Source organism: Saccharopolyspora rhizosphaerae (assembly GCF_003931915.1).
GTDB lineage: Bacteria > Actinomycetota > Actinomycetes > Mycobacteriales > Pseudonocardiaceae > Saccharopolyspora > Saccharopolyspora rhizosphaerae.
In genome coordinates, this window is sequence record NZ_RSAA01000002.1 from 148,730 (window position 1) to 166,955 (window position 18,226).

The following is an 18,226-nucleotide window of genomic DNA, read 5'->3' on the forward strand; positions in this document are numbered from 1 at the left end:
CTTCGGGGTTGCCTAGAGCTCGTCGCGGGTCACGACGGTCCCACCGCACTCGTCGAGGCGGCGTCGGCGGTACAGGTCGCGCTCCCGCTGCGGCTCAGCGGCGTGCCACTCACGTCGTACTCGATGGCGACCTTGCGCTGCTCGATCGCGAGGTCGACCCGCGCGACGAAGTGCCCGCACTCGTCGTGGACGTCGACCTGCGGCACACGATGCAGGCCGGCCAGGTTGAGGTGAACGCGCAGGACCGACTCGGGGATCGACTCCGCTCTGCTGTCGAGGAGTGCGAAGGCCCGCTTGGCCGTGCGCGAACCGTAGTAACGACCGTGGTGGCGGAGGAAACGCCGCAGCTCTCCCCAGCCGACCACACCGGCGCGCAGCATGGCGTCGCAGTTCGCGACGCCGAAGGTCACGGCATTGCGGGCGAGGGTGTCGTACCCGGCGCGGACGGGCTCGGCACACCGGATCCTCCCCCCGCTCCGGTGCTCCCCCGGATCGCACTTGCGGGCCCACGCGCGCACGACACGCCCGCGGTTCATGTACTTGTGCTCGCCTACGAGCACCTCGACGGGATGGTGGGCAGCGCGAGGCCGTAGAGGTTCGCTGCCGACCGGCCCGTGATGATCGCGTCCGCCGGTAGCACCACAGCCAACGCCTGGCACCACAGCTCGTGCGTCACGGCCGCGTCCCACACCGCGTAGATCCCGTGCGCCACTCGCTGGAAGTGCCTGCGGATGTGGTGGTCGGACAGGCGCTGCGCGCGAGCCTCGGCACGGGTGAAGAGCGGCACCGCGGCACGCGGCGGCACGACGATCGAGTGGTCCACGCTGGACACAGTGGCCACGGGAACGCAGCCGTGTCACTGCGAAAGCGACGATCTGCAGAGCACCTGGTGCCCTGTGGACAACTCGCCTCACCCCTGCGGGGGTGGGGTGACATCTCGCGCGAAATATCGCCTCACCCATGCTCGGGTGACGTGGCAGGCGAACCGCGGCGGTGGATCAGGTGGAGGTGGCGCCGTGGGTTCGGAGGACCGCTGCGTTGTCGGCCAGCAGGGAGTACGGGTCGAGGTCCGTCGTGTCGATCTCGGCCACGTGCCACGGGATCTCGGCGACCGCGGTGAGGACGGCGTCGACGTCGAGCGCGCCGGAGCCGAGCGGGGTTTGCGGGGCGTCGCGAAGCGCCGGGCCGTCCTTGAGGTGCACCGCGGTGACGCGGTCGCCCAAGGCGCGGAGGACTTCGCCGGGGTCGGCACCCGCCGCGACCGCCCAGTAGACGTCGAGCTCCGCGAGGAGCCCGCGGTGGGTCCGCTGCCAGAAGCGGTCGTAGGCGGGGCCGGTGGGCAGTTCGGCCCACTCGAACCAGTGGTTGTGGTAGCCGAGGGCGAGCTCGTCCGGCGCCTCGGCCACGGCCTGACCCAGGGCGTCGGCAAAGGCGTCGACCGCGGCCGCGTCGGTGAAGGTGTTCTCGCCGAAGCCCGGAACTTGGCGCGGGTGCGGGATGAAGGCCGTGTCGGCGCCGAGTTCGGCGCACTCCTCGGCGAGCTCCGCCACGCTCGGCAGCGCGGCGTGGACCGCCGAGACCGCCAGCCCGGCCGCGTCGAGGTCGGCGCGGAGCTCGCGGGTGGCGGCCAGCCGCTCCGCCTGGCTCTTGCCCAGCGAACCCAGCCCGAAGGGTTCGACGTGGCGGAAGCCGAGCTCGGCGAGGCGGGCGAGTGTTCCGGGTTGATCGGCGGCGATCTGGTCACGAACGCTGTAGAGCTGCACCGAAAGAGTCGGCAAGGACTTCTTCCTCTCGGAGAGGGGGATCAACCCACGATCAACGGCCGGAGGGTGCGCTGCGCGATGCGCAGGCCCTGGGTGATGCGCTCGTCGTCACCGCCCCAGACGGGGTCTTCGTGCTCGACCGAGAGCGTCCCGGTGAAACCGTGCTCGTAGAGCCGGTCGACGACCTTGGGCCAGTCGACCTGGCCGAGGCCGGGAACGCGGTAGCGCCACCAGCCCATGTCCCACGGGTTCTCGCCCTTGTCGACCTTGCCGAAGAAGCCGTAGCGGTTGCGGTCGGCCGGGTTGAGCTCGACGTCCTTGGCCTGGGCGTGCACGATCCGGTCGGCGTAGGGCGCGATGGTCTCCACCGGGTCGATCCCGATCCAGGTGAGGTGCGACGGGTCCCAGTTGAGGTAGAAGCCCAGCGAGAACATCCACTCCCACAGCTCCGGCGAGTAGGCCAGGTTGCCGGGGTACCCGTCGGGGTGCCAGCCCTCCATGACGCAGTTCTCGACGATGAGCTTCACTCCGCGCTCGCCCGCGTAGTCGACGAGCTCGGGCAGCACCCGCTGCCCTTCGGCGAGGTTGTCGGCCACCGACTTGGTCCAGTCGCGGCCGATGAAGGTCCCCACGTAGGGCACGCCGAGCGCCTGCGCGGCGTCGATGGAGTGCTTGAGGTGGGTGCGGATCTCCTCGCGCCGAGCCGGGTCGGGGTGCAGGTTGTTCTCGTAGTAGGCGAACGCCGACAGCTCCAGGCCGTGCCGCTCGAAGAGCTGCTTGGTCTCGTCGACCTGCTGCGGGCCGAAGTCGGCGACGGGCAGGTGCGCGGCTTCGAAGTCCCGGCCGCCGGTGCGCGGCCAGACCGCCACCTCCAACGCCTCGTAACCGTTGGCCTTGGCCCAGCCGGCGACCTCGTCGAGCGTCCACTGCGGCAGACAAGCGGTGAGCATTCCGAGTCGCATCATCACACCTTCGTCCAGGAGCGGTTTCCGGTTGCGCGCACGACGGCGTCGACCAGTCGGGCCGAGCGGAGTCCATCGGCGAAAGTGGGGAGTCCTTCGGGGTTCTCGCCATCCATGGCGGCGTAGGTGTCGGCCACGAACGCGTCGAAGCAGTCGGCGTAGCCCTGCGCGTGGCCGGCGGGCAGCTTCGAGAGCCTGCGGTGTTCGGCGGAACCGGTGCCGATGTCGCGCACGAGGACCTCGTTGCTCTCGGCACCGCCGAGCCAGACCTGCTCCGGGTTCTCCTGGTCGAACACCGCGCTGCCGCGGGAGCCGTCGAGCTCGAACCACAGCCGGTTCTTCCGGCCCGCCGCGACCTGCGAGATCGTGGCCGAGGCCAGCACGTCGCTGCCGGTGCGCAGCAGCAGGGTCGCGGTGTCCTCGGTGCGCACCTCGACCCGATCGTCGGCGTCCCCGCTGGGACCGGCGAAGCTGGCGCCGCCGGCGGCCGGCCGGGTGGGCACGGCGATGGAGAACTCGGCGAAGACCTCGGTGAAGGTCTCCCCCGACACCCATTGCACGAGGTCGCACCAGTGCGAACCGATGTCGGCGAAGGCGCGGGACACCCCGCCCTGCTCCGGGTCGACGCGCCAGCCGGAGGCGTCCGGGTCGAGCATCCAGTCCTGCAAGTAGCTGCCGTGCAGCAGGTGCCAGTCGCCGAACTCGCCCGCTTGGCGCCGGGCCCGGATCTCGCGCACCAGCGGGTGGTAGCGGTAGACGAACGGCACGGTGGCCACCAGCTCGCTGGAGTTCGCGGCGGCGGCCATCCGTTCGGCCTCGTCCAGCGTGATCCCCAGCGGTTTCTCGCAGATCACGTGCTTGCCTGCCGCGAGCGCCGCTTCGGCGAACGGAGCGTGCGTGGCGTTGGGGGTGCAGATGTGCACGACGTCGACGCTGTCGTCGGCGAGCACTTCGTCGAACGTGGCGAAGGCGCCGACGCCCCACTCACCTGCCTTCTCCAACGACCTCTGCGGTGTCGACGCGAGCACGCCGGCGATCTCGGCGCCGGCGAGCAGCGCGGACCTCCGGTGCACCTCGCCGATCATGCCGGCGCCCGCGATCGCGGCGCGCCGCGGCTTACCAGGGCTCACGCGCCCCGCCTCCCCGATGGTCGATGAGTTCTGATGACGACGGGTGTCTCACGCCCGATTTTCGTCGCCGCTCACGCTAGGACTCCTCTTTTAAACCGACAAGGTTTATGATTTATTTTCTTTCCGGTCATAAATAACGCTCGATCACCGTGAGGGGCCAGCATGGGGTGGGATCCGGTCCGGTTGACCGTGCCGAGGACGTCCGGGCGGGCGGACGCGGACCTGGTGCTCAGCGGCCTGACCAGGCTCATCGCCTCGGGGACCGCCGAGAGCCGCGCCGACCTGGTCAAGCACAGCGGGCTGTCCCGCTCCACCGTCAACAGCCACCTGGACGCGCTGATCTCGGCCGGCGTCGTGGCCGAGCGGGGCGCGCTCGGCGGCGGGGGCCGCGGCCGGCCTGCGCACCGGCTGGCGATCGCCCCGCGCGCGGGCGTCGTGCTCGGCGCCGACGTCGGCGCGCACAGCAGCCGGCTGGCCGTGGCCGACCTCGGGCAGGGGGTGCTGGCCGAGGAGCAGGTCGAACTGGACATCGAGGTCGGCCCGGAGAAGTCCCTCGACGTGCTCACCGAGAAGCTGCGGACGATGCTGCGCGACGCCGACGTCGCTCCTGCGGAGGCGAAGGCACTGGTCATGGGCCTGCCCGGACCGGTCGACTCGCACATGGGGATGCCGGTGCGGCCGCCGATCATGCCCGGCTGGGACGGCTTCCCGGTGGGCGAGACGATGGCCGAGCGCTTCGACTGCACGACCTCGGTCGACAACGACGTGAACCTGATGGCGCTCGGCGAAGCGCGGGCGCTGCCCGCCGAGGAGTCGCCGCTGCTGTTCCTCAAGATCGGCACCGGCATCGGAGGCGGCCTCGTCTCGGCGACGGGTGAGCTGCACCGAGGGTCGGACGGGGCGGCCGGCGACATCGGCCACATCCGGGTGCCCGGAGCCGACGAGGTGACCTGCCAGTGCGGCAACGTCGGCTGCGTCGAGGCGGTGGCCTCCGCCGCAGCGGTCCTGCGCGAACTCCGCACCGAGGAGGGCGGACCGGAAACCATGGAGGACCTGGCACAGCTGCTGCGCGACGGTGACGCCACCGCGATCCGCCGGATCCGCACCGCCGCGGCGACCATCGGCGAGGTGGTGGCGATGCTGGTGCACTTCTACAACCCGAAACGCATCGTCCTAGGTGGACTGATCACCTCCGTCGGTGACGAGCTGCTCGCCGGGGTCCGCAGCGTCGTCTACCGGCGCGCGCTGCCGCTGGCCACCCGACACCTGGCGCTGGCCAACAGCACCCTCGGCCGCTCGGCGGGTCTCGCGGGTGCCGTGGTCGCCGGGATCGAGGACGTGCTGTCCCCGGCGGGGATCCACCGATTGGTCCACGAAACCTCTTGACACCCCGCGTTCGCGCGGCAACGATCTCATCCGTCTCACGCCCGCCGTTTCGACCGGTGCCCGGATCCTCCCGGCGTCACCGCCGACGAACCGCGAAGCGGAGACAACCATGCCTTCACCACGGCCGTGGGCCGCCATCGCCATGGCGACGCTGGCCCTCAGCGGGTGCGCCAGCGCTCCCCCGACCGGCCCTCCGGGCGAACACGCTCCCGAGGTCGCCGCCGCCGACCCCGCGATGGCGCGGGGCGCGAAGGGTGAGGTGACGATCTGCGGTGTGCGCGACACCGGGGTCTTCGAGCACCTCACCGAGGAGTTCAACGCGCGCGGCAACGGGCTCAGCGCGCACTACGTCGAGATCGGCCAGGACACCGACTCCACCCGCGCGCAGGCGTTGCAGCGGCTGGAGGGCGGCTCGTCGGAGTGCGACATCTACATCACCGACGTGACCTGGACCAGCGAGTGGGCCACCCAGGGCTGGTTGCTCGACCACACCAAGCTCACCGAGGTGCGGCGCGGCGAGCTGCTGCCGAACCCGTTGGAGACGGTGCGCTACGACGGGCGCGACTGGGCGGTGCCGTTCTTCACCAACGCCGGGCTGCTGTTCTACCGCGACGACCGCGTTCCCGAGCCCAAGACCTGGAGCGAGGTTTACGCCCAGGCGGGCCAGGACCGCTCCCGCAGGGTCGAGATGCAGGCCAAGCGCTACGAGGGCCTCACGGTCAACTTCCTGGAACTGCTGTACTCCGCCGGTGGTTCGGTGATCGACGAGTCGGGCCGGGTCACCGTCGACTCGCCGGAGACCCGCAAGGTGCTGCGGCTGATGACCCAGGGCCTGGAGAACGGTGCGATCGACCGCGCGTGCCTGACCTACGACGAGGACTACGCGCGCCGCGCCTACGAGTCCGGTGCGGCGGGGTACCTGCGGCAGTGGCCCAGCGCCCACAAGCTGGTCAAGCAGACCGACACCGGTCCGGTCACCAAGGCCGCGCCGCTGCCGGCCTTCGACGAGCACAGCAAGCCGGCCGCGGTGCTGGGCGGCTGGAACCTCGCCATCGCGGCCGGGTCCGACAACCCCGGTGCCGCGGTCGCGCTCGTCGACTTCGCCACCAGTGCGGAGTTCCAGCGCCAGATGGTGCTGCGCTCCACGCAGGCCCCGGTCTACGCCGCGCTCTACGACGACCCGCAGGTGCGGGCCGAGCTGCCGTTCATCCCCCAGCTCAAGGAATCCCTGCTGCAGGCGAAACCGCGTCCGGTGTCCCCGGTGTACGCGCAGGTGTCGCGCGCGATCTACAACAACGTCTACGCGGTGATCTCCGGGCAGACCGACGTCGAGTCGGGCGTGCGGGAGATGGCCGCGGACGTCGAGAAGGCCCAGGAGACCTACTGATGAGCCGAGTTGACGCGCAACAGCGGCGCACAGCCGTGTGGATGGTCTCCCCCGCTCTGGTGATCATGTTCTTGGTCGCGGCGGTGCCGATCGCCTACGCGATCTGGCTGTCGCTGAACGTCTACAGCGTTCGCCGCGCCGGCCTCTCGGAGTTCGTCGGGCTGAGCAACTACTGGAACGCGCTGGTCTCCGAGGAGTGGTGGAACGCGTTCGGGCAGACGTTCTTCTTCGCGTTCACGTCGGTGTTCCTCGAAGTCGTGCTCGGCGTGGCGATGGCGCTGCTGCTGAACATGGCCTTCCGGGGCCGGGGCCTGCTGCGTTCGGTCCTGCTCGTCCCCTACTCGGTGCTCACCGTCGTCTCGGCGATCACCTGGCAGGCCATGTTCGAGTCCAACCTCGGCCTGGTCACCGGACTGCTGCGGGCCCTCGGGCTGCCCGGCGGCCAGCAGGTGTGGCTGGCCGAACCCGGTTACGCGATGGCGGTGATCATCGCGGCCGACGTGTGGAAGACAGCGCCGTTCGTGGCGCTGCTGGTGCTGGCCGGCCTGCAGGTGATCCCGGGTGAGGTCTACGAAGCCGCGGACCTGGACGGCGCGAACCGGTGGCAGACGTTCTGGCGGGTCACCCTGCCGCTGCTGCGGCCCGCGATCGCCCTGGCCGCGATCTTCCGGTTGCTCGACGCGCTGCGGATCTTCGACCTGCCGTTCGTGCTCACCAAGGGCGCCAACGGCACCGAGACGATGTCCATGATCGCCTACCAGGAGCTGCGCGAAGGACGGTTGATCGGCCCGGGTTCGGCGCTGTCGATCCTCACCTTCATCACCGTGATGGCGGTGTCGCTGGTCTACATCCGGTTCGCGGGCGGCAACATCCGCGAGGTCGCGGAGGAGAAGTCATGACGAGAGCTCTTGCCCTGCTGTTCGCGCTGGTGGTGATGCTGGCTTCGCTGGTGCCGTTCTACTGGCTGATCAACACCTCGCTCAAGACCGGTGCCGAGCTCTCCTCCGGCTCGCTCTACCCCGGTTCGGCCTCGCTGCAGAACTACGTGGAAGTGCTGCAGGACGAGGACTTCCTGACGGCGCTGGTGAACTCGCTGATCGTCGGTGTGGTGACGACCTCGCTGGCGTTGCTGCTGGCGTCGTTCGCGGCCTACGCGCTGGCGCGGCTGAAGCTGCCGCGCAAGGGGATCATCCTGGGGCTGGTGCTGTCGGTGACCACGTTCCCGGTCATCGCCATCGCCGCGCCGATGTTCAAGATCTGGAGCGACATCGGGCTCTACGACACGCTCCCCGGGCTGATCATCCCGAAGCTCACCTTCGCGCTGCCGATGGCGATCTTCGTGCTGACCTCCTTCTTCCGCGAGATTCCGTTCGAGCTGGAGGAATCCGCGCTGATCGACGGCGCGAGCCCGTTCACCGCGTTCCGCAAGGTGATCCTGCCGCTGGCGGTGCCGGGCATCGCCACCACGGCCATCCTGGTGTTCATCTCGGTGTGGAACGAGTTCCTGCTGGCCGTCACGCTGACGTCCACCCCGGAGGCCAGGACCGTGCCGGTCGCCATCGCCTACTTCTCGGGCACCAGCGATTTCGACCACCCGATCGGCACGATCAGCGCGGCCTCGGTGCTCGTCACCCTGCCGCTGCTGGTGCTCGTGCTGGTCTTCCAGAAGCGCATCGTGGCCGGCCTGACGGCCGGCGCGATCAAGGGCTGAACACACCGAAGGAGTTCTTTCGCATGAGTGACCCCACGTTCCGGGTCGGAGTCGTCGGAGTCGGCTGGGCGGGACAGCAACACCTCGCCGCGTACGACGCGCTGCCCCACGTCGAGATCGTCGCGATCGCCGGGCAGGAGGCGGACACCCTCGCCGCGCTCGGCGAGAAGTACGGCGCGCAGCACCTGTTCGAGAGCTGGGAGCAGCTGGTCGACCTCCCCGAGCTGGATGCGGTGAGCATCGCGGTGCCGAACTTCCTGCACGCGCCCATCGCCATCGCCGCGCTCGAGCGCGGCGTGCACGTGCTCAGCGAGAAGCCGTTGGCCCGCAACGGGACCGAGGGACGCCAGATGGTCGAGGCCGCCCGCTCGGCGGGCCGGGTCCTCGACGTGGCGTTCAACCACCGGCTGCGCGGTGACATCCAGAAGCTCGGCGAGATCATCCACGGCGGCGAGCTCGGCCGTCCCTACTACGCCAAGGCGTCGTGGATGCGCCGGCGCGGCATCCCGAAGATCGGCAGCTGGTTCACCAACCGCGAGATGGCCGGCGGCGGGCCGCTGGCCGACATCGGCGTGCACGTCCTGGACTACGCGCTGTTCCTGCTGGGCGAGCCGAAGGTGGAGTCGGTGAGCGCGGTGACCTACGCCGAACTGGGGCCCCGCGACATCGGTGGCATGAAGTGGGAGACGGCGCAGTCCAAGGGTGGTTTCGAGGTCGAGGACTTCGCGTCGGCGTTCCTCCGCCTGGAGGGCGGCGGGACCCTGGTGCTGGAGACCTCGTGGGCGGCGTTCCGCAACCCCACCGACCTCATCGACTTCAGCGTGCTGGGAACCGAGGGCGGCGCCGAGCTCAAGGCCATCGGCGCGACCAAGGCGCAGGTCGGTGACCTGCACGTGTACCGGGACCACGACGGCGAGATCGCCGATTACCAGCCCACCGCCGAGCCGGGGCGCGCGCACGCCGCCGTGGTGGAGAACTTCGTCCGGGTGCTGGGCACTCCGGAGGAGTGGGCGGGCAACGACGGGTCGCTGGCGCTGCGGCGCGCCGAGGTGATCGACGCCTGCTACCGCTCGGCCGCCGAGAAGCGGGAGGTGGCGGTCGCGTGACCGGGCTGCGCGTCACCATCTGGAACGAGGGCGTTCACGAGGCGCAGCAGGATCCGCCGGTGATGGCCGAGATCTACCCGGACGGCATCCACGGCGCGATCGCCGAGGGCGTCCGGGAGGCGATGCCGGACGCCTCCGTGCGCACCGCGCTGCTGGCCGATCCTGAGCACGGGCTGACGGAGGAGGTCCTGGCCGACACCGACGTGCTGCTGTGGTGGGGACACCGCGCGCACGGCGACGTCGACGACACCGTGGTCGACCGGGTGCAGCAGCACGTCCTGGGCGGCATGGGCCTGCTGGTGCTGCACTCCGGGCACTTCTCGAAGATCTTCCAGCGGATGCTGGGCACCACCTGCTCGCTGGGCTGGCGCGACGAGGCCGAACAGGAGCTGGTGTGGACGGTGGCGCCGCACCACCCGATCACCGAGGGCGTGCCGAACCCGCTGGTCATCCCCGAGCAGGAGACCTACAGCGAGTTCTTCGACATCCCCGCCCCGGACGAGCTGGTCTTCATCTCCTCGTTCGACGGCGGCGAGGTGTTCCGCTCGGGTGTGACGTTCTTCCGGGGCAACGGCCGGATCTTCTACTTCAGCCCCGGCGACCAGCGCTACCCCGTCTACCACCAGCCCGAGGTCCGCACGGTCCTCGCCAACGGCATCCGGTGGGCGGCGCAGCCGCAGCGCCCGCGCACACCCCCGGAGGTCGCCAACCTGGCCCGCCGCTGGCGCTGATCTCGCGCGGCCGCCGTCGGTGACGTCCCGCGCCCAGCCCTGTCAGGTGGCTCGGGCCGGGTAGTAGTGCTTGGGGTCGCCCCGCTTCTCCACCGGTGGGTAGTTGCGGGGCGGCGTCTCCGCGAGCGGAGCGTTGGCGGGGATCCGGCCTTGGGCCCGCAGCCAGGCGGCGCGGGCCCGGGGGTGGTAGCGCAACCGGAAGGGCACCAGGCTCCAGACCACGGCGAAGGTGCGGCCGACCACGCGCAGCAGCAGTTCGTCGCGGCGGGTCCAGCGCAGGCCGAGCTTCTCGCGGATCGGCGGGTCGTAGCAGCCCGTGGTGAACCAGTGCACAAGCCGCACCGTCGGCGGGCGCAGGAGCCGCCAGACCGGGTCGGGCAGCCAGCGGACCAGGGGTGGCTTGCCGATCCGGGAGACGTCGCGGACGTCGACGGTGGCCTTGTTGACCTCCAGCACCTCCCGGCACATGTGGTCCCAGTAGCGCTGGAAGCTCGGCCAGTCCGGCGGGACCGGGTGCATGCTCATGCCGTAGAGCCGGTACCACTGCACCCCCTCGGCGTAGACCTGCTCCTTCTCCTGCTCGCTGAGAGGCTTGCCGAGCCGCTCGTTGATCAGGATCGGCATCACCAGGAAGGTCGCGTGGGCCCAGAAGAACGTCTCCGGGTTGAGCGCGTGGTAGGGCCTGCCGTGCTTGTCGACGCCCTTGATGCCGTTGTGGAACCCGCGCACCAGCCGCGCCGTCTCGGCCGCGCGCGGACCGTCGTAGACCACGCCACCGATCGGGTACAGCGACCGGTAGAGCCGCTCCCAGCGCTCGTCGAAGAACTCGGAGTGCTCCTCCACCCCGGCGCCCAGCTGCGGGTGCATGTTCTGCATCGACCCCGCCCACAGCGCCAGCAGCAGTCCGCGCCAGTCACCGAAGTACCGCCACATCAGCGAATCCGGACCCAGCGGTTCGGGCATGTGACGCTCCGTTCGATGTGGGGACACGTGTCATCAAAAGTAAGAACACGACCACGCAGCGTCAACACCGCACGCCCGGACGGACGCCGCGGCGAAGCCGCCTAGACTCGGCGTCGGAGGTGGTCCGGCCTGATGGACAAGAGCCGACTTGGGATCTTGCTGGTGCGCACGCTGCTGTTCTTCGCCGTGGCGGTGGTGCTCGGCGTGATCAACGGCTGGCCGGCGTACGCGCTCATCGCGGTGGCGCTGACCGGTGGTGCCGCGCTCGTGCAGTTCGGCGGCTGGCTGTGGCTGCGCCGCACCGAGCAGCGGCAACCGGTCGAGACGCCCACCGTGCGGTCCGAGTTCCTCTGACTGGCCCCGCTTACCCCCCTGGGGTATAAAGGGTGGTGGGCCACCAGCCCAGGGAGGGAATTCGATGCACGGCTACGCCCACAACAAGGACGACTACGCCAAGCGACTGCGTCGCATCGAGGGCCAGGTCCGCGGCCTGGCGCGCATGATCGAGGACGACGAGTACTGCATCGACATCCTCACGCAGGTCTCGGCCACCACCAAGGCGCTGCAAGCGGTCGCGCTGGGACTGCTCGACGAGCACCTCAAGCACTGCGTCTCCGAGGCGATGTCGGAGGGCGGCGACCAAGCGGACGCCAAGATCCGCGAAGCCAGCGACGCGATCGCCCGCCTGGTCAAGTCCTGACAACTCCGCGCTGGAACGTCCCAGCGCACAGCGGCGCCGCTCCCAGCGACCACCGGATGAACTCAGCTCGACTCCGTCGCCGCTGATGCTCGCCGGTGACGGAGTCACGCCCTCACCACGAAGCCCCAGCCCCTCAGAACCTCCGGCGACCGGGAACCACTGGCGCCCTCCCCCGCTCGAACCTCGCGAGAGGATCGAACAGGGAAAGCCGCAGCTCGAGGCGAGGCGCTTGCGCCTTCCTCGGGCCCAACGCATGCGGGCGCTCCGTGACCACCGGCGTGTCTGCGCTGCTCACAAGCTTGCCGTTCACACTTCGCGCGAGGTTCGAACGGGGCTAGCGCGCCGGTTCCGCGTCGAAGAAGCCGCCAGTCCCCCGGACCCAACACACGCGACCGTTCCGTGACCGGCGTGTCTCGGCGCGCACAGGATTCCTGTTCACATTCCGCGAGAGGTTCGAACAGGGCTAGCCCGGCGGTTCCGCTCGAGGAAGTCGCGGACCGCTGGGCCTCAACGCGCCAGGGCGCTTCGAAACCGCCGGCGTGTCTGGGCTGCGCACAAGGTTGCTGCTCAAGCCTCGCGAGAGGTTCGAACAGGGCTCGCGCGCCTGGTCCGCTCAAAGAGGGCGCGGACGCCCCGGACGAGGCACGCGGGCGCTTCGGCCACCGGCGTGCGTGGGCTGCTCACAGCGTTGCTGTTCGAACTTCGCGCGAAATCCGACGTGGGACGTCTGGCGTCGAACTTCGCGCGAAGTTTGAAGGCACCTGCTTCGAGGTTGCTGGTCGTCCTGGCACCGGGCTCGAGGCTGGAGGGCGCGGTGCGAAGTCCGGAGCGTCGTCGACGGTGGCGGGTGGCGGGCTCGACGGGCATGGGCGCCGCCGGTGCGCCTGGTGGCTCGGGTTCCCTCGGGCTGATGGTTCCGCGCCTGCGGTTGCTCACCGGGGTGGTCGTCGAGGTGTCGCTGCTGCGGCTGCGACGCACACTGGAGCGGGCGCGACCTCCGGACCCCTCACCTCGACGGCTCGCCGCACGCGGCGTGCTCCGGCGCTGATCGGCGCTGCGCACCGGCGCGACCGGTCACGCCTGCTCCAGCCAACCGACCACGAGGGAACTCCCGATGAAGCACCTCCGCAAGGGTGTCGCCGCGCTCGGCGCCGCCCTGTCCCTGGCAGTCCTGGCCGGATGCGGCCAGGCCGAGAACCCCGTTCCCGCGGCACCTCCGGGGCAGACCGCCCCGGCGCACAACGACGTCGACGTGATGTTCGCGCAAGGCATGGTGCCGCACCACGAGCAGGCCATCGAGATGTCCCGGATGGCCGCCCAGAGGGCCGGGTCGCCGCAGGTCAAGGACCTCGCGGCCAGGATCTCGGCAGCGCAGGGTCCGGAGATCGACAAGATGAGGGGCTGGCTGCGGGACTGGAACGCCCAGCAGTCCGACCACGGCGCTCACAGCGGTCACGCGATGACCGGCATGATGTCCAGCGACGAGATGATCAACCTCGGTCGCACCCAGGGCGCCGAGTTCGACCAGAAGTTCCTGATGCTGATGATCAAGCACCACGAGGGCGCGGTGGCCATGGCGCGCACCGAGGTCGAGAAGGGCAGCTTCCCCGACGCCCAGCAGATGGCTCGCGAGATCATGATCAGTCAGCAGGCCGAGATCGACTCGATGCGCACCATGCTCACCCAGCACTGAGCCGGCGTTCTGCGCAGAACCGCTTCGCCTGGCGAGGCGGGCGCAACAGCGGCTCCGCCGCGAGTTCGTCGGCACGGGAGCGCGCGGTTGTGCCCCTCTTCCGGCGAGCGACCGTCCACACCAGACGCGCGATCTCGACCCCCACCGCCCGACCTGAGCGCTCGGCCCGCGGGCCGAGCGCTCAGGTCGGGCGGTGGTACGACTCTGCGATCGAACCGTGGCCGCCGCTTTACACCACTTCGGGTCGACCGAGCACTAACATCACGGCTTGGGCGCACGCCCGCCGTGAGGAGGTTCGCGATGTCCGAGCCGGACGAGGTCGACCTGGAGAAGCCCAACGCGGCTCGGGTCTACGACTACTACCTCGGTGGCAGCCACAACTTCGCCGTGGACCGCCAGATGGGCGACGAGGCGATCGCGATGTGGCCGGAGCTGCCGCAGATCATGCAGGCCAACCGCGCGTTCCTGCGCCGTGCCGTGCACTACTGCGTCGAGCAGGGCATCCGCCAGTTCCTCGACCTCGGGTCGGGCATCCCGACCGTGGGCAACGTGCACGAAGTCGCGCAGCTGGCGGCACCCGGCAGCCGGGTGGTCTACGTCGACACCGATCCGGTCGCGGTGGCCTACAGCAAGAAGTTGCTCACCGACAACCCCGACGCCGACATCGTGCGAGCCGATGCGCGCGACCCGGAGGCTGTGCTCGACTCCGACGAGGTCGCCCAGCTGCTCGACCTGAACCAGCCGATCGCGCTGATGATGGTGGCGCTGCTGCACTTCGTCGGCGAGGACGCCCACCCGCGCGAGATCATCGCGCGCTACCGGAAGGCGATGGCTCCAGGCAGTTACCTGGCCATCTCGCACGCCACCGACGAAGGGCGCCCGGACGTCGCCGACGAGCACGCCGACCTCTACCGGCAGCGGACCGCCACTCCCATGACGTTCCGCTCCCGGTCCGAGATCGGCGCGTTCTTCGACGGTTTCGAGCTGGTCGAGCCGGGCCTGGTCTTCCTGCCGGAGTGGCGGCCGGTCTCGCCCTCGGAGGTCGGCGACAACCCGGAGCGCTTCACCGCGCTGGTGGGCGTGGGCCGCAGGCTATGAGCGGACCCGGCGCTTGCGCCCGGTGAGCTTGTTGTAGACGACCAGCACGATCACCGCGCCGACGACCGAGCCGATCCAGCCGGCGGGCTGGAAGCCGCGCAGCCCCACCGTGAGCAGGCCTACGACGAAACCGCCGACGACGGAACCGGCAACACCGACGACGATGGTCATCAGCAGGCCGATGTCGTCCTTGCCCGGCACGATGGCGCGGGCGAGGAAGCCGGCGATCAGACCGAAGACGATCCAACCGAGGATTGTGAGGAACACCGAGATCACCCGTTCACTCGCGGACGTTGTGGATCTCCAGGCTACGCCGGTAAGGCTCGCCGGGTCGCGGTGATCGTCTTCACCCGGAACCGGCTGGTGCGGCCCACTCCCGCGCCTGCGGCGGAACCGCCGCTACCCGCGCCCCGCTCAGGGCGGTCCTGAACGGGGCGCGGACGCGCTCGGGGAGGACGCCTCCCGGACCCGGGGACCTCAGCCCTTGTGGGCCTCGACGAAGCGGCTGGTGTCGGCCATCTGGACGAACGTCCCCGACAGGTCCCGGCCGTAGCGGGCGGCCTTCTCCTCCGCACCTTCGACCTCGGTGTTCCAGCCGAAGCCTCGCAGCACGCCGGGAGCTTCCGGGCGGTCGTCGGAGTGCAGCAGCTCGCGCATGTCGAGCCCCCACTCCTTCCCGGCCTCGGCCATCCTCTCGTCGTCGAAGAGGGCGCTGACGTTCTTGAAGTCCTCAACGGCGAGGCGGCTGCCAGACGCGGAGAGCTTGTCGATGGTCATCAGCAGCTGCTGCTCAGCCTCCGGGGGCAGGTACGGCAGCAGGCCTTCGGCCAGCCACGCAGTCGGCTTCTCCACGTCGAAGCCGGCTGCGAGCAGCGCCGAGGACCAGTCGTCGCGCAGGTCGATGCCCACCGGTCGGTGCTCGCACTTCGGGGTGGCGTCGAGTCCGTCGAGGACGGTCTGCTTGAACTCCAGGACCTTGGGCTGGTCGATCTCGAACACGGTCGTGCCCGACGCCCAGTCGAGGCGGTGGGGACGGGCGTCGAGGCCGGAGGCCAGGACGACGGCCTGCCGGATGCCCGCCTCGCCCGCCGCGGTGAAGAACTCGTCGAAGTAGCGCGAACGCACTCCCATGTAGTCCTCCATCTGCGCCTGGCCCCAGATGGAGTCCTCCGGCAGCTGGGCCACCTCTTCCGGCGAGGTCGGCATCGGCACCTGCGCGTCCGCGGCCTTGACCAACGGCGCCGCGTACGGGTCGGCGATCAGGCGGTCATCGCGGTGGGTCTCCAGCGCCCGTGCGGCCGCCACTCCCAGCGCCGTCAGCCCGACGCTGGTCACGATGTCCCATTGCTGGTCAGTTGTCACGCTTCGCGCCCTTCCGGCCCCGTATGCCCCGGGACCTCCCTCGTTCCGGTCATCCACGCCGAACGCGCCGAGCAGAAATCGGCACTGGCAGTGACCGTAACAAGTTAGTTGCGTGGCACAACTAAATGTGCGCCAAGGCACATCGCAGAGCGGACGAACCTCCGAAAGTAGTTCCAACCAGGCGAAATGCACACAGACCGCGGATTGAGGACGGTCGTTCGAGAGCCTTCCCACCACCATTTCGGAGTGGAATTCGGGCGGGAGAAGAATAGACGAAACGCATTCGAAGAGCCGTTGCACCACTGCAGAGACTTTTACCCGTGTGGGTGATCTACGTGGGAAAGAATTGTGCTCCACAGCGCATAGAATCCCGGCCCGTGACTGCACTACCGCACAGCACGTCCGAGGCGGCACTGCGCGACGCGGTGGACACGGCCCTCATCGACCTGCTGACCAAGCCGGACGACCCGGCCGACCGCGCCCGCGAGGAGCTCACCCGCGCGGTCGGGCTGCTCGATGAGCACCCGCAGATCGACGTCTCCGCGGACGCCGCGACCGCAGTGCGCTCCGCCGCCGAGCACCTGGTCCAGGGCGAACGGGAAGATGCGCGGACCGCCCTGGTCACTGCCCGCGGCCGGTTGTCCGCCCCCGGTTCCCGGCAAGCCGCGCGCAAGGCCTGAGCCCGCACATCTCGACTTGATCACGTTCACCCGCGGCGGCCCCGGGGCGAACAACCCGCGCCGGGGTCGCGGCGTCTCCAGCGAAGCACGGCTTCGATCTGGAGGACCATGTCCGACCGCACCGCTCCCCCACCTGTGGCGTCGCCGCCGTTCCTCGCGGGACCGCCGCTGTTCGACTCCTTCTGGCCCAGCCCCGAGGCCGGTGCACCTCGAGCGTTGCTCACAGCGCTGCTCACCGGGCTTGCAGCCGCGCTGTTCATCCCGCTCGACGAACCCGGCATCGGCTAGACCCTCTTCGGCGCGTGCACCGCAGCAGCCCTGCTGCACACCGTCCGGAACGCTGGTCCCCGTCGGCTGCTGTGGGCGGGAACCGGTGTGGTGCTGCTGTCGGTGTGCGCGCTGCGCAGCGCCGAGTGGCTGGCCGCGCTGTGCGTGCTCACCTCCGCGGTCACGGCCGCGCTGGCGATCACCGGCGCCCGCGCGGTGCGCGAGCTGGTGCTGACGGCCGTGGCGATCCCGATCGCCGCCTGCCGGGCGCTGCCGTGGGCTGCCCGGGGCACGCGCCGGGTGCGCGGACGACGGACGATGCGGATGGCGCTCTCGGTGCTCGTCGCGCTGGTGCTGGTGCTGGTGTTCGGCGCGCTGTTCGCCGGCGCCGACGAGAACTTCGCGCGGATCGCCGACGCGGTGGTGCCCGAGCTGGACTTCGAGACGTTGTTCCGCTCGACGTTCCTGTTCTTCCCCTTCGCGCTGATGGGTCTGGGCGCGGCGTTCACCGCGCTGCGGCCGCCCCGGCTCGACCCGCCCGAGGGCGAGCGGCAGACCCTGCGCGGACCAGAGTGGGCGGTGCCGATCGGGGTGCTGGTGGCGCTGTTCGCGCTGTTCATCGTCGTGCAGGCCGCCTCGCTGTTCGGCGGGCCGCAGCACGTGCGCGACAGCGCGGGCCTGACCTTCTCCGCCTACGCCCGCAGCGGCTTCTGGCAGCTGACGCTGGTGACGATCCTGACGCTGCCGGTGATCGCCGCCGCCGCGCGCTGGGCCCCGAAGCGCACACGGGCCGAGCGCAACCTGCTGCGCGGCCTGGCCGGGGCGCTGGCCGTGCTCACCCTGGTCATCGTCGGTTCCGCGCTGGCGCGGATGTCCGCCTACCAGGACGCCTACGGCTACACCGTGCTGCGCCTGCTGGTGATGACCTGCGAGATCTGGCTCGGCGTCGTCTACGCGATGATCATCGCGGCGGGAGTGCGCCTGCGGGCGTCGTGGCTGCCCACCGCTGTGCTCGCCACCACCGTGGGCGCGCTGCTCGCGCTGGCCGCGGTCAACCCGGAAGGGGTGGTCGCCGGCGCCAACGTCACCCGCTTCGAGCAGACCGGCAAGATCGACCCGGACTACCTCGTGACCCTCACCGCCGACGCGCTGCCGGAGATCCACCGGCTGCCCGACGAGATCGAGCAACCGATCGTCCTCGACATCACCGACCGCACGGGCGAGGAGGACTGGCGGAGCTGGAACCTCACCGACCACCTCACCCGCCCCTGAGCCCGGCAGGCACGT

22 protein-coding genes are annotated in these 18,226 nt (G+C 70.1%); 14 read left to right on the forward strand and 8 right to left on the reverse strand.

Annotation, left to right across the window (positions count from 1 at the left end):
- Positions 1-29 precede the first annotated feature (29 nt).
- From EIL87_RS03025 to EIL87_RS03045, 5 genes are all read right to left on the reverse strand, one after another.
- Entirely contained in the window at positions 30-410 is a 381-nt protein-coding gene (locus tag EIL87_RS03025) for a hypothetical protein (RefSeq protein WP_125088591.1), read from the reverse strand.
- Between the two features lie 140 nt (positions 411-550).
- Positions 551-832, reverse strand: a complete 282-nt coding sequence (locus EIL87_RS03030; RefSeq protein WP_125088592.1) for a hypothetical protein — start codon at positions 830-832, stop codon at positions 551-553.
- Between the two features lie 166 nt (positions 833-998).
- On the reverse strand, positions 999-1,778 hold the full coding sequence (locus tag EIL87_RS03035) for a sugar phosphate isomerase/epimerase family protein (RefSeq protein ID WP_125088593.1): 780 nt from the start codon (positions 1,776-1,778) through the stop codon (positions 999-1,001).
- A 26-nt stretch (positions 1,779-1,804) separates the two neighbouring features.
- Positions 1,805-2,728, reverse strand: coding sequence for a sugar phosphate isomerase/epimerase family protein (locus EIL87_RS03040; protein ID WP_233575981.1), 924 nt, complete (start codon positions 2,726-2,728; stop codon positions 1,805-1,807).
- Entirely contained in the window at positions 2,728-3,855 is a 1,128-nt protein-coding gene (locus tag EIL87_RS03045) for a Gfo/Idh/MocA family protein (protein ID WP_233575982.1), read from the reverse strand. Before EIL87_RS03045 ends, EIL87_RS03040 begins: the two co-directional genes overlap by 1 nt.
- A 162-nt stretch (positions 3,856-4,017) precedes the next feature.
- Between EIL87_RS03045 and EIL87_RS03050 the strand changes: the two genes are divergently transcribed.
- The 6 genes from EIL87_RS03050 to EIL87_RS03075 all read left to right on the forward strand — a co-directional run bounded on the left by EIL87_RS03050 (position 4,018) and on the right by EIL87_RS03075 (position 10,176).
- Positions 4,018-5,241 (forward strand): ROK family transcriptional regulator, encoded by a 1,224-nt coding sequence (locus tag EIL87_RS03050; protein WP_125088594.1) that lies wholly within the window; start codon positions 4,018-4,020, stop codon positions 5,239-5,241.
- A gap of 109 nt (positions 5,242-5,350) precedes the next feature.
- Entirely contained in the window at positions 5,351-6,628 is a 1,278-nt protein-coding gene (locus tag EIL87_RS03055) for an ABC transporter substrate-binding protein (RefSeq protein WP_125088595.1), read from the forward strand.
- Positions 6,628-7,527, forward strand: a complete 900-nt coding sequence (locus tag EIL87_RS03060; protein WP_125088596.1) for a carbohydrate ABC transporter permease — start codon at positions 6,628-6,630, stop codon at positions 7,525-7,527. Before EIL87_RS03055 ends, EIL87_RS03060 begins: the two co-directional genes overlap by 1 nt.
- On the forward strand, positions 7,524-8,339 hold the full coding sequence (locus EIL87_RS03065; protein ID WP_125088597.1) for a carbohydrate ABC transporter permease: 816 nt from the start codon (positions 7,524-7,526) through the stop codon (positions 8,337-8,339). The genes EIL87_RS03060 and EIL87_RS03065 overlap by 4 nt, the downstream gene beginning before the upstream one ends.
- 23 nt (positions 8,340-8,362) lie before the next feature.
- The gene (locus EIL87_RS03070) at positions 8,363-9,445 is read left to right on the forward strand and encodes a Gfo/Idh/MocA family protein (protein WP_125088598.1); all 1,083 of its coding nucleotides are present in this window, start codon (positions 8,363-8,365) and stop codon (positions 9,443-9,445) included.
- Positions 9,442-10,176 (forward strand): ThuA domain-containing protein, encoded by a 735-nt coding sequence (locus EIL87_RS03075; protein WP_125088599.1) that lies wholly within the window; start codon positions 9,442-9,444, stop codon positions 10,174-10,176. Before EIL87_RS03070 ends, EIL87_RS03075 begins: the two co-directional genes overlap by 4 nt.
- Positions 10,177-10,218: 42 nt before the next feature.
- Here EIL87_RS03075 and EIL87_RS03080 read toward each other — a convergent pair whose 3' ends face one another.
- Positions 10,219-11,139 carry an oxygenase MpaB family protein gene (locus EIL87_RS03080; protein ID WP_125088600.1) on the reverse strand — a complete coding sequence of 307 codons (921 nt, stop codon included), beginning with the start codon at positions 11,137-11,139 and terminating at the stop codon, positions 10,219-10,221.
- 132 nt (positions 11,140-11,271) lie between these two features.
- On the opposite strand from EIL87_RS03080, the gene EIL87_RS03085 reads away from it, so the two are divergent.
- The 5 genes from EIL87_RS03085 to EIL87_RS03105 all read left to right on the forward strand — a co-directional run bounded on the left by EIL87_RS03085 (position 11,272) and on the right by EIL87_RS03105 (position 14,630).
- A complete protein-coding gene (locus EIL87_RS03085) occupies positions 11,272-11,493 on the forward strand; it encodes a hypothetical protein (RefSeq protein WP_125088601.1) in 222 nt (73 codons plus the stop codon).
- A gap of 64 nt (positions 11,494-11,557) precedes the next feature.
- On the forward strand, positions 11,558-11,839 hold the full coding sequence (locus EIL87_RS03090) for a metal-sensitive transcriptional regulator (protein WP_125088602.1): 282 nt from the start codon (positions 11,558-11,560) through the stop codon (positions 11,837-11,839).
- Between the two features lie 814 nt (positions 11,840-12,653).
- A complete protein-coding gene (locus tag EIL87_RS03095; protein ID WP_125088603.1) occupies positions 12,654-12,887 on the forward strand; it encodes a hypothetical protein in 234 nt (77 codons plus the stop codon).
- Positions 12,888-12,953: 66 nt separating this feature from the next.
- Positions 12,954-13,532 carry a DUF305 domain-containing protein gene (locus EIL87_RS03100; protein WP_125088604.1) on the forward strand — a complete coding sequence of 193 codons (579 nt, stop codon included), beginning with the start codon at positions 12,954-12,956 and terminating at the stop codon, positions 13,530-13,532.
- Positions 13,533-13,832: 300 nt separating this feature from the next.
- Positions 13,833-14,630, forward strand: coding sequence for an SAM-dependent methyltransferase (locus EIL87_RS03105; protein WP_125088605.1), 798 nt, complete (start codon positions 13,833-13,835; stop codon positions 14,628-14,630).
- Here EIL87_RS03105 and EIL87_RS03110 read toward each other — a convergent pair.
- Together EIL87_RS03110 and EIL87_RS03120 are read right to left on the reverse strand one after the other, a co-directional pair.
- Positions 14,625-14,897: a GlsB/YeaQ/YmgE family stress response membrane protein gene (locus tag EIL87_RS03110; protein WP_125088606.1), complete on the reverse strand. Its 273-nt coding sequence runs from the start codon at positions 14,895-14,897 to the stop codon at positions 14,625-14,627. The two genes, EIL87_RS03105 and EIL87_RS03110, sit on opposite strands and share 6 nt — an antisense overlap.
- 210 nt (positions 14,898-15,107) lie before the next feature.
- Positions 15,108-15,992 (reverse strand): class I SAM-dependent methyltransferase, encoded by an 885-nt coding sequence (locus EIL87_RS03120; RefSeq protein WP_233575983.1) that lies wholly within the window; start codon positions 15,990-15,992, stop codon positions 15,108-15,110.
- Positions 15,993-16,369: 377 nt separating this feature from the next.
- On the opposite strand from EIL87_RS03120, the gene EIL87_RS03125 reads away from it, so the two are divergent.
- The 3 genes from EIL87_RS03125 to EIL87_RS03135 all read left to right on the forward strand — a co-directional run bounded on the left by EIL87_RS03125 (position 16,370) and on the right by EIL87_RS03135 (position 18,211).
- Entirely contained in the window at positions 16,370-16,672 is a 303-nt protein-coding gene (locus EIL87_RS03125; protein ID WP_125088608.1) for a hypothetical protein, read from the forward strand.
- Between the two features lie 108 nt (positions 16,673-16,780).
- A complete protein-coding gene (locus EIL87_RS03130; RefSeq protein WP_125088609.1) occupies positions 16,781-16,960 on the forward strand; it encodes a hypothetical protein in 180 nt (59 codons plus the stop codon).
- An 87-nt stretch (positions 16,961-17,047) separates the two neighbouring features.
- A complete protein-coding gene (locus EIL87_RS03135; RefSeq protein WP_233575984.1) occupies positions 17,048-18,211 on the forward strand; it encodes a DUF4153 domain-containing protein in 1,164 nt (387 codons plus the stop codon).
- Positions 18,212-18,226: the final 15 nt, after the last annotated feature.

Bases quoted from the DNA above. Each gene is read 5' to 3' on its own strand.
- EIL87_RS03060 (WP_125088596.1), top strand. From the start codon at position 6,628: ATGAGCCGAGTTGACGCGCAACAGCGGCGCACAGCCGTGTGGATGGTC.
- EIL87_RS03055 (WP_125088595.1), top strand. From the start codon at position 5,351: ATGCCTTCACCACGGCCGTGGGCCGCCATCGCCATGGCGACGCTGGCC.
- EIL87_RS03065 (WP_125088597.1), top strand. From the start codon at position 7,524: ATGACGAGAGCTCTTGCCCTGCTGTTCGCGCTGGTGGTGATGCTGGCT.
- EIL87_RS03085 (WP_125088601.1), top strand. From the start codon at position 11,272: ATGGACAAGAGCCGACTTGGGATCTTGCTGGTGCGCACGCTGCTGTTC.
- EIL87_RS03105 (WP_125088605.1), top strand. From the start codon at position 13,833: ATGTCCGAGCCGGACGAGGTCGACCTGGAGAAGCCCAACGCGGCTCGG.
- EIL87_RS03130 (WP_125088609.1), top strand. From the start codon at position 16,781: ATGTCCGACCGCACCGCTCCCCCACCTGTGGCGTCGCCGCCGTTCCTC.
- EIL87_RS03090 (WP_125088602.1), top strand. From the start codon at position 11,558: ATGCACGGCTACGCCCACAACAAGGACGACTACGCCAAGCGACTGCGT.
- EIL87_RS03080 (WP_125088600.1), bottom strand. From the start codon at position 11,139: ATGCCCGAACCGCTGGGTCCGGATTCGCTGATGTGGCGGTACTTCGGT.
- EIL87_RS03040 (WP_233575981.1), bottom strand. From the start codon at position 2,728: ATGATGCGACTCGGAATGCTCACCGCTTGTCTGCCGCAGTGGACGCTC.
- EIL87_RS03100 (WP_125088604.1), top strand. From the start codon at position 12,954: ATGAAGCACCTCCGCAAGGGTGTCGCCGCGCTCGGCGCCGCCCTGTCC.
- EIL87_RS03050 (WP_125088594.1), top strand. From the start codon at position 4,018: ATGGGGTGGGATCCGGTCCGGTTGACCGTGCCGAGGACGTCCGGGCGG.
- EIL87_RS03070 (WP_125088598.1), top strand. From the start codon at position 8,363: ATGAGTGACCCCACGTTCCGGGTCGGAGTCGTCGGAGTCGGCTGGGCG.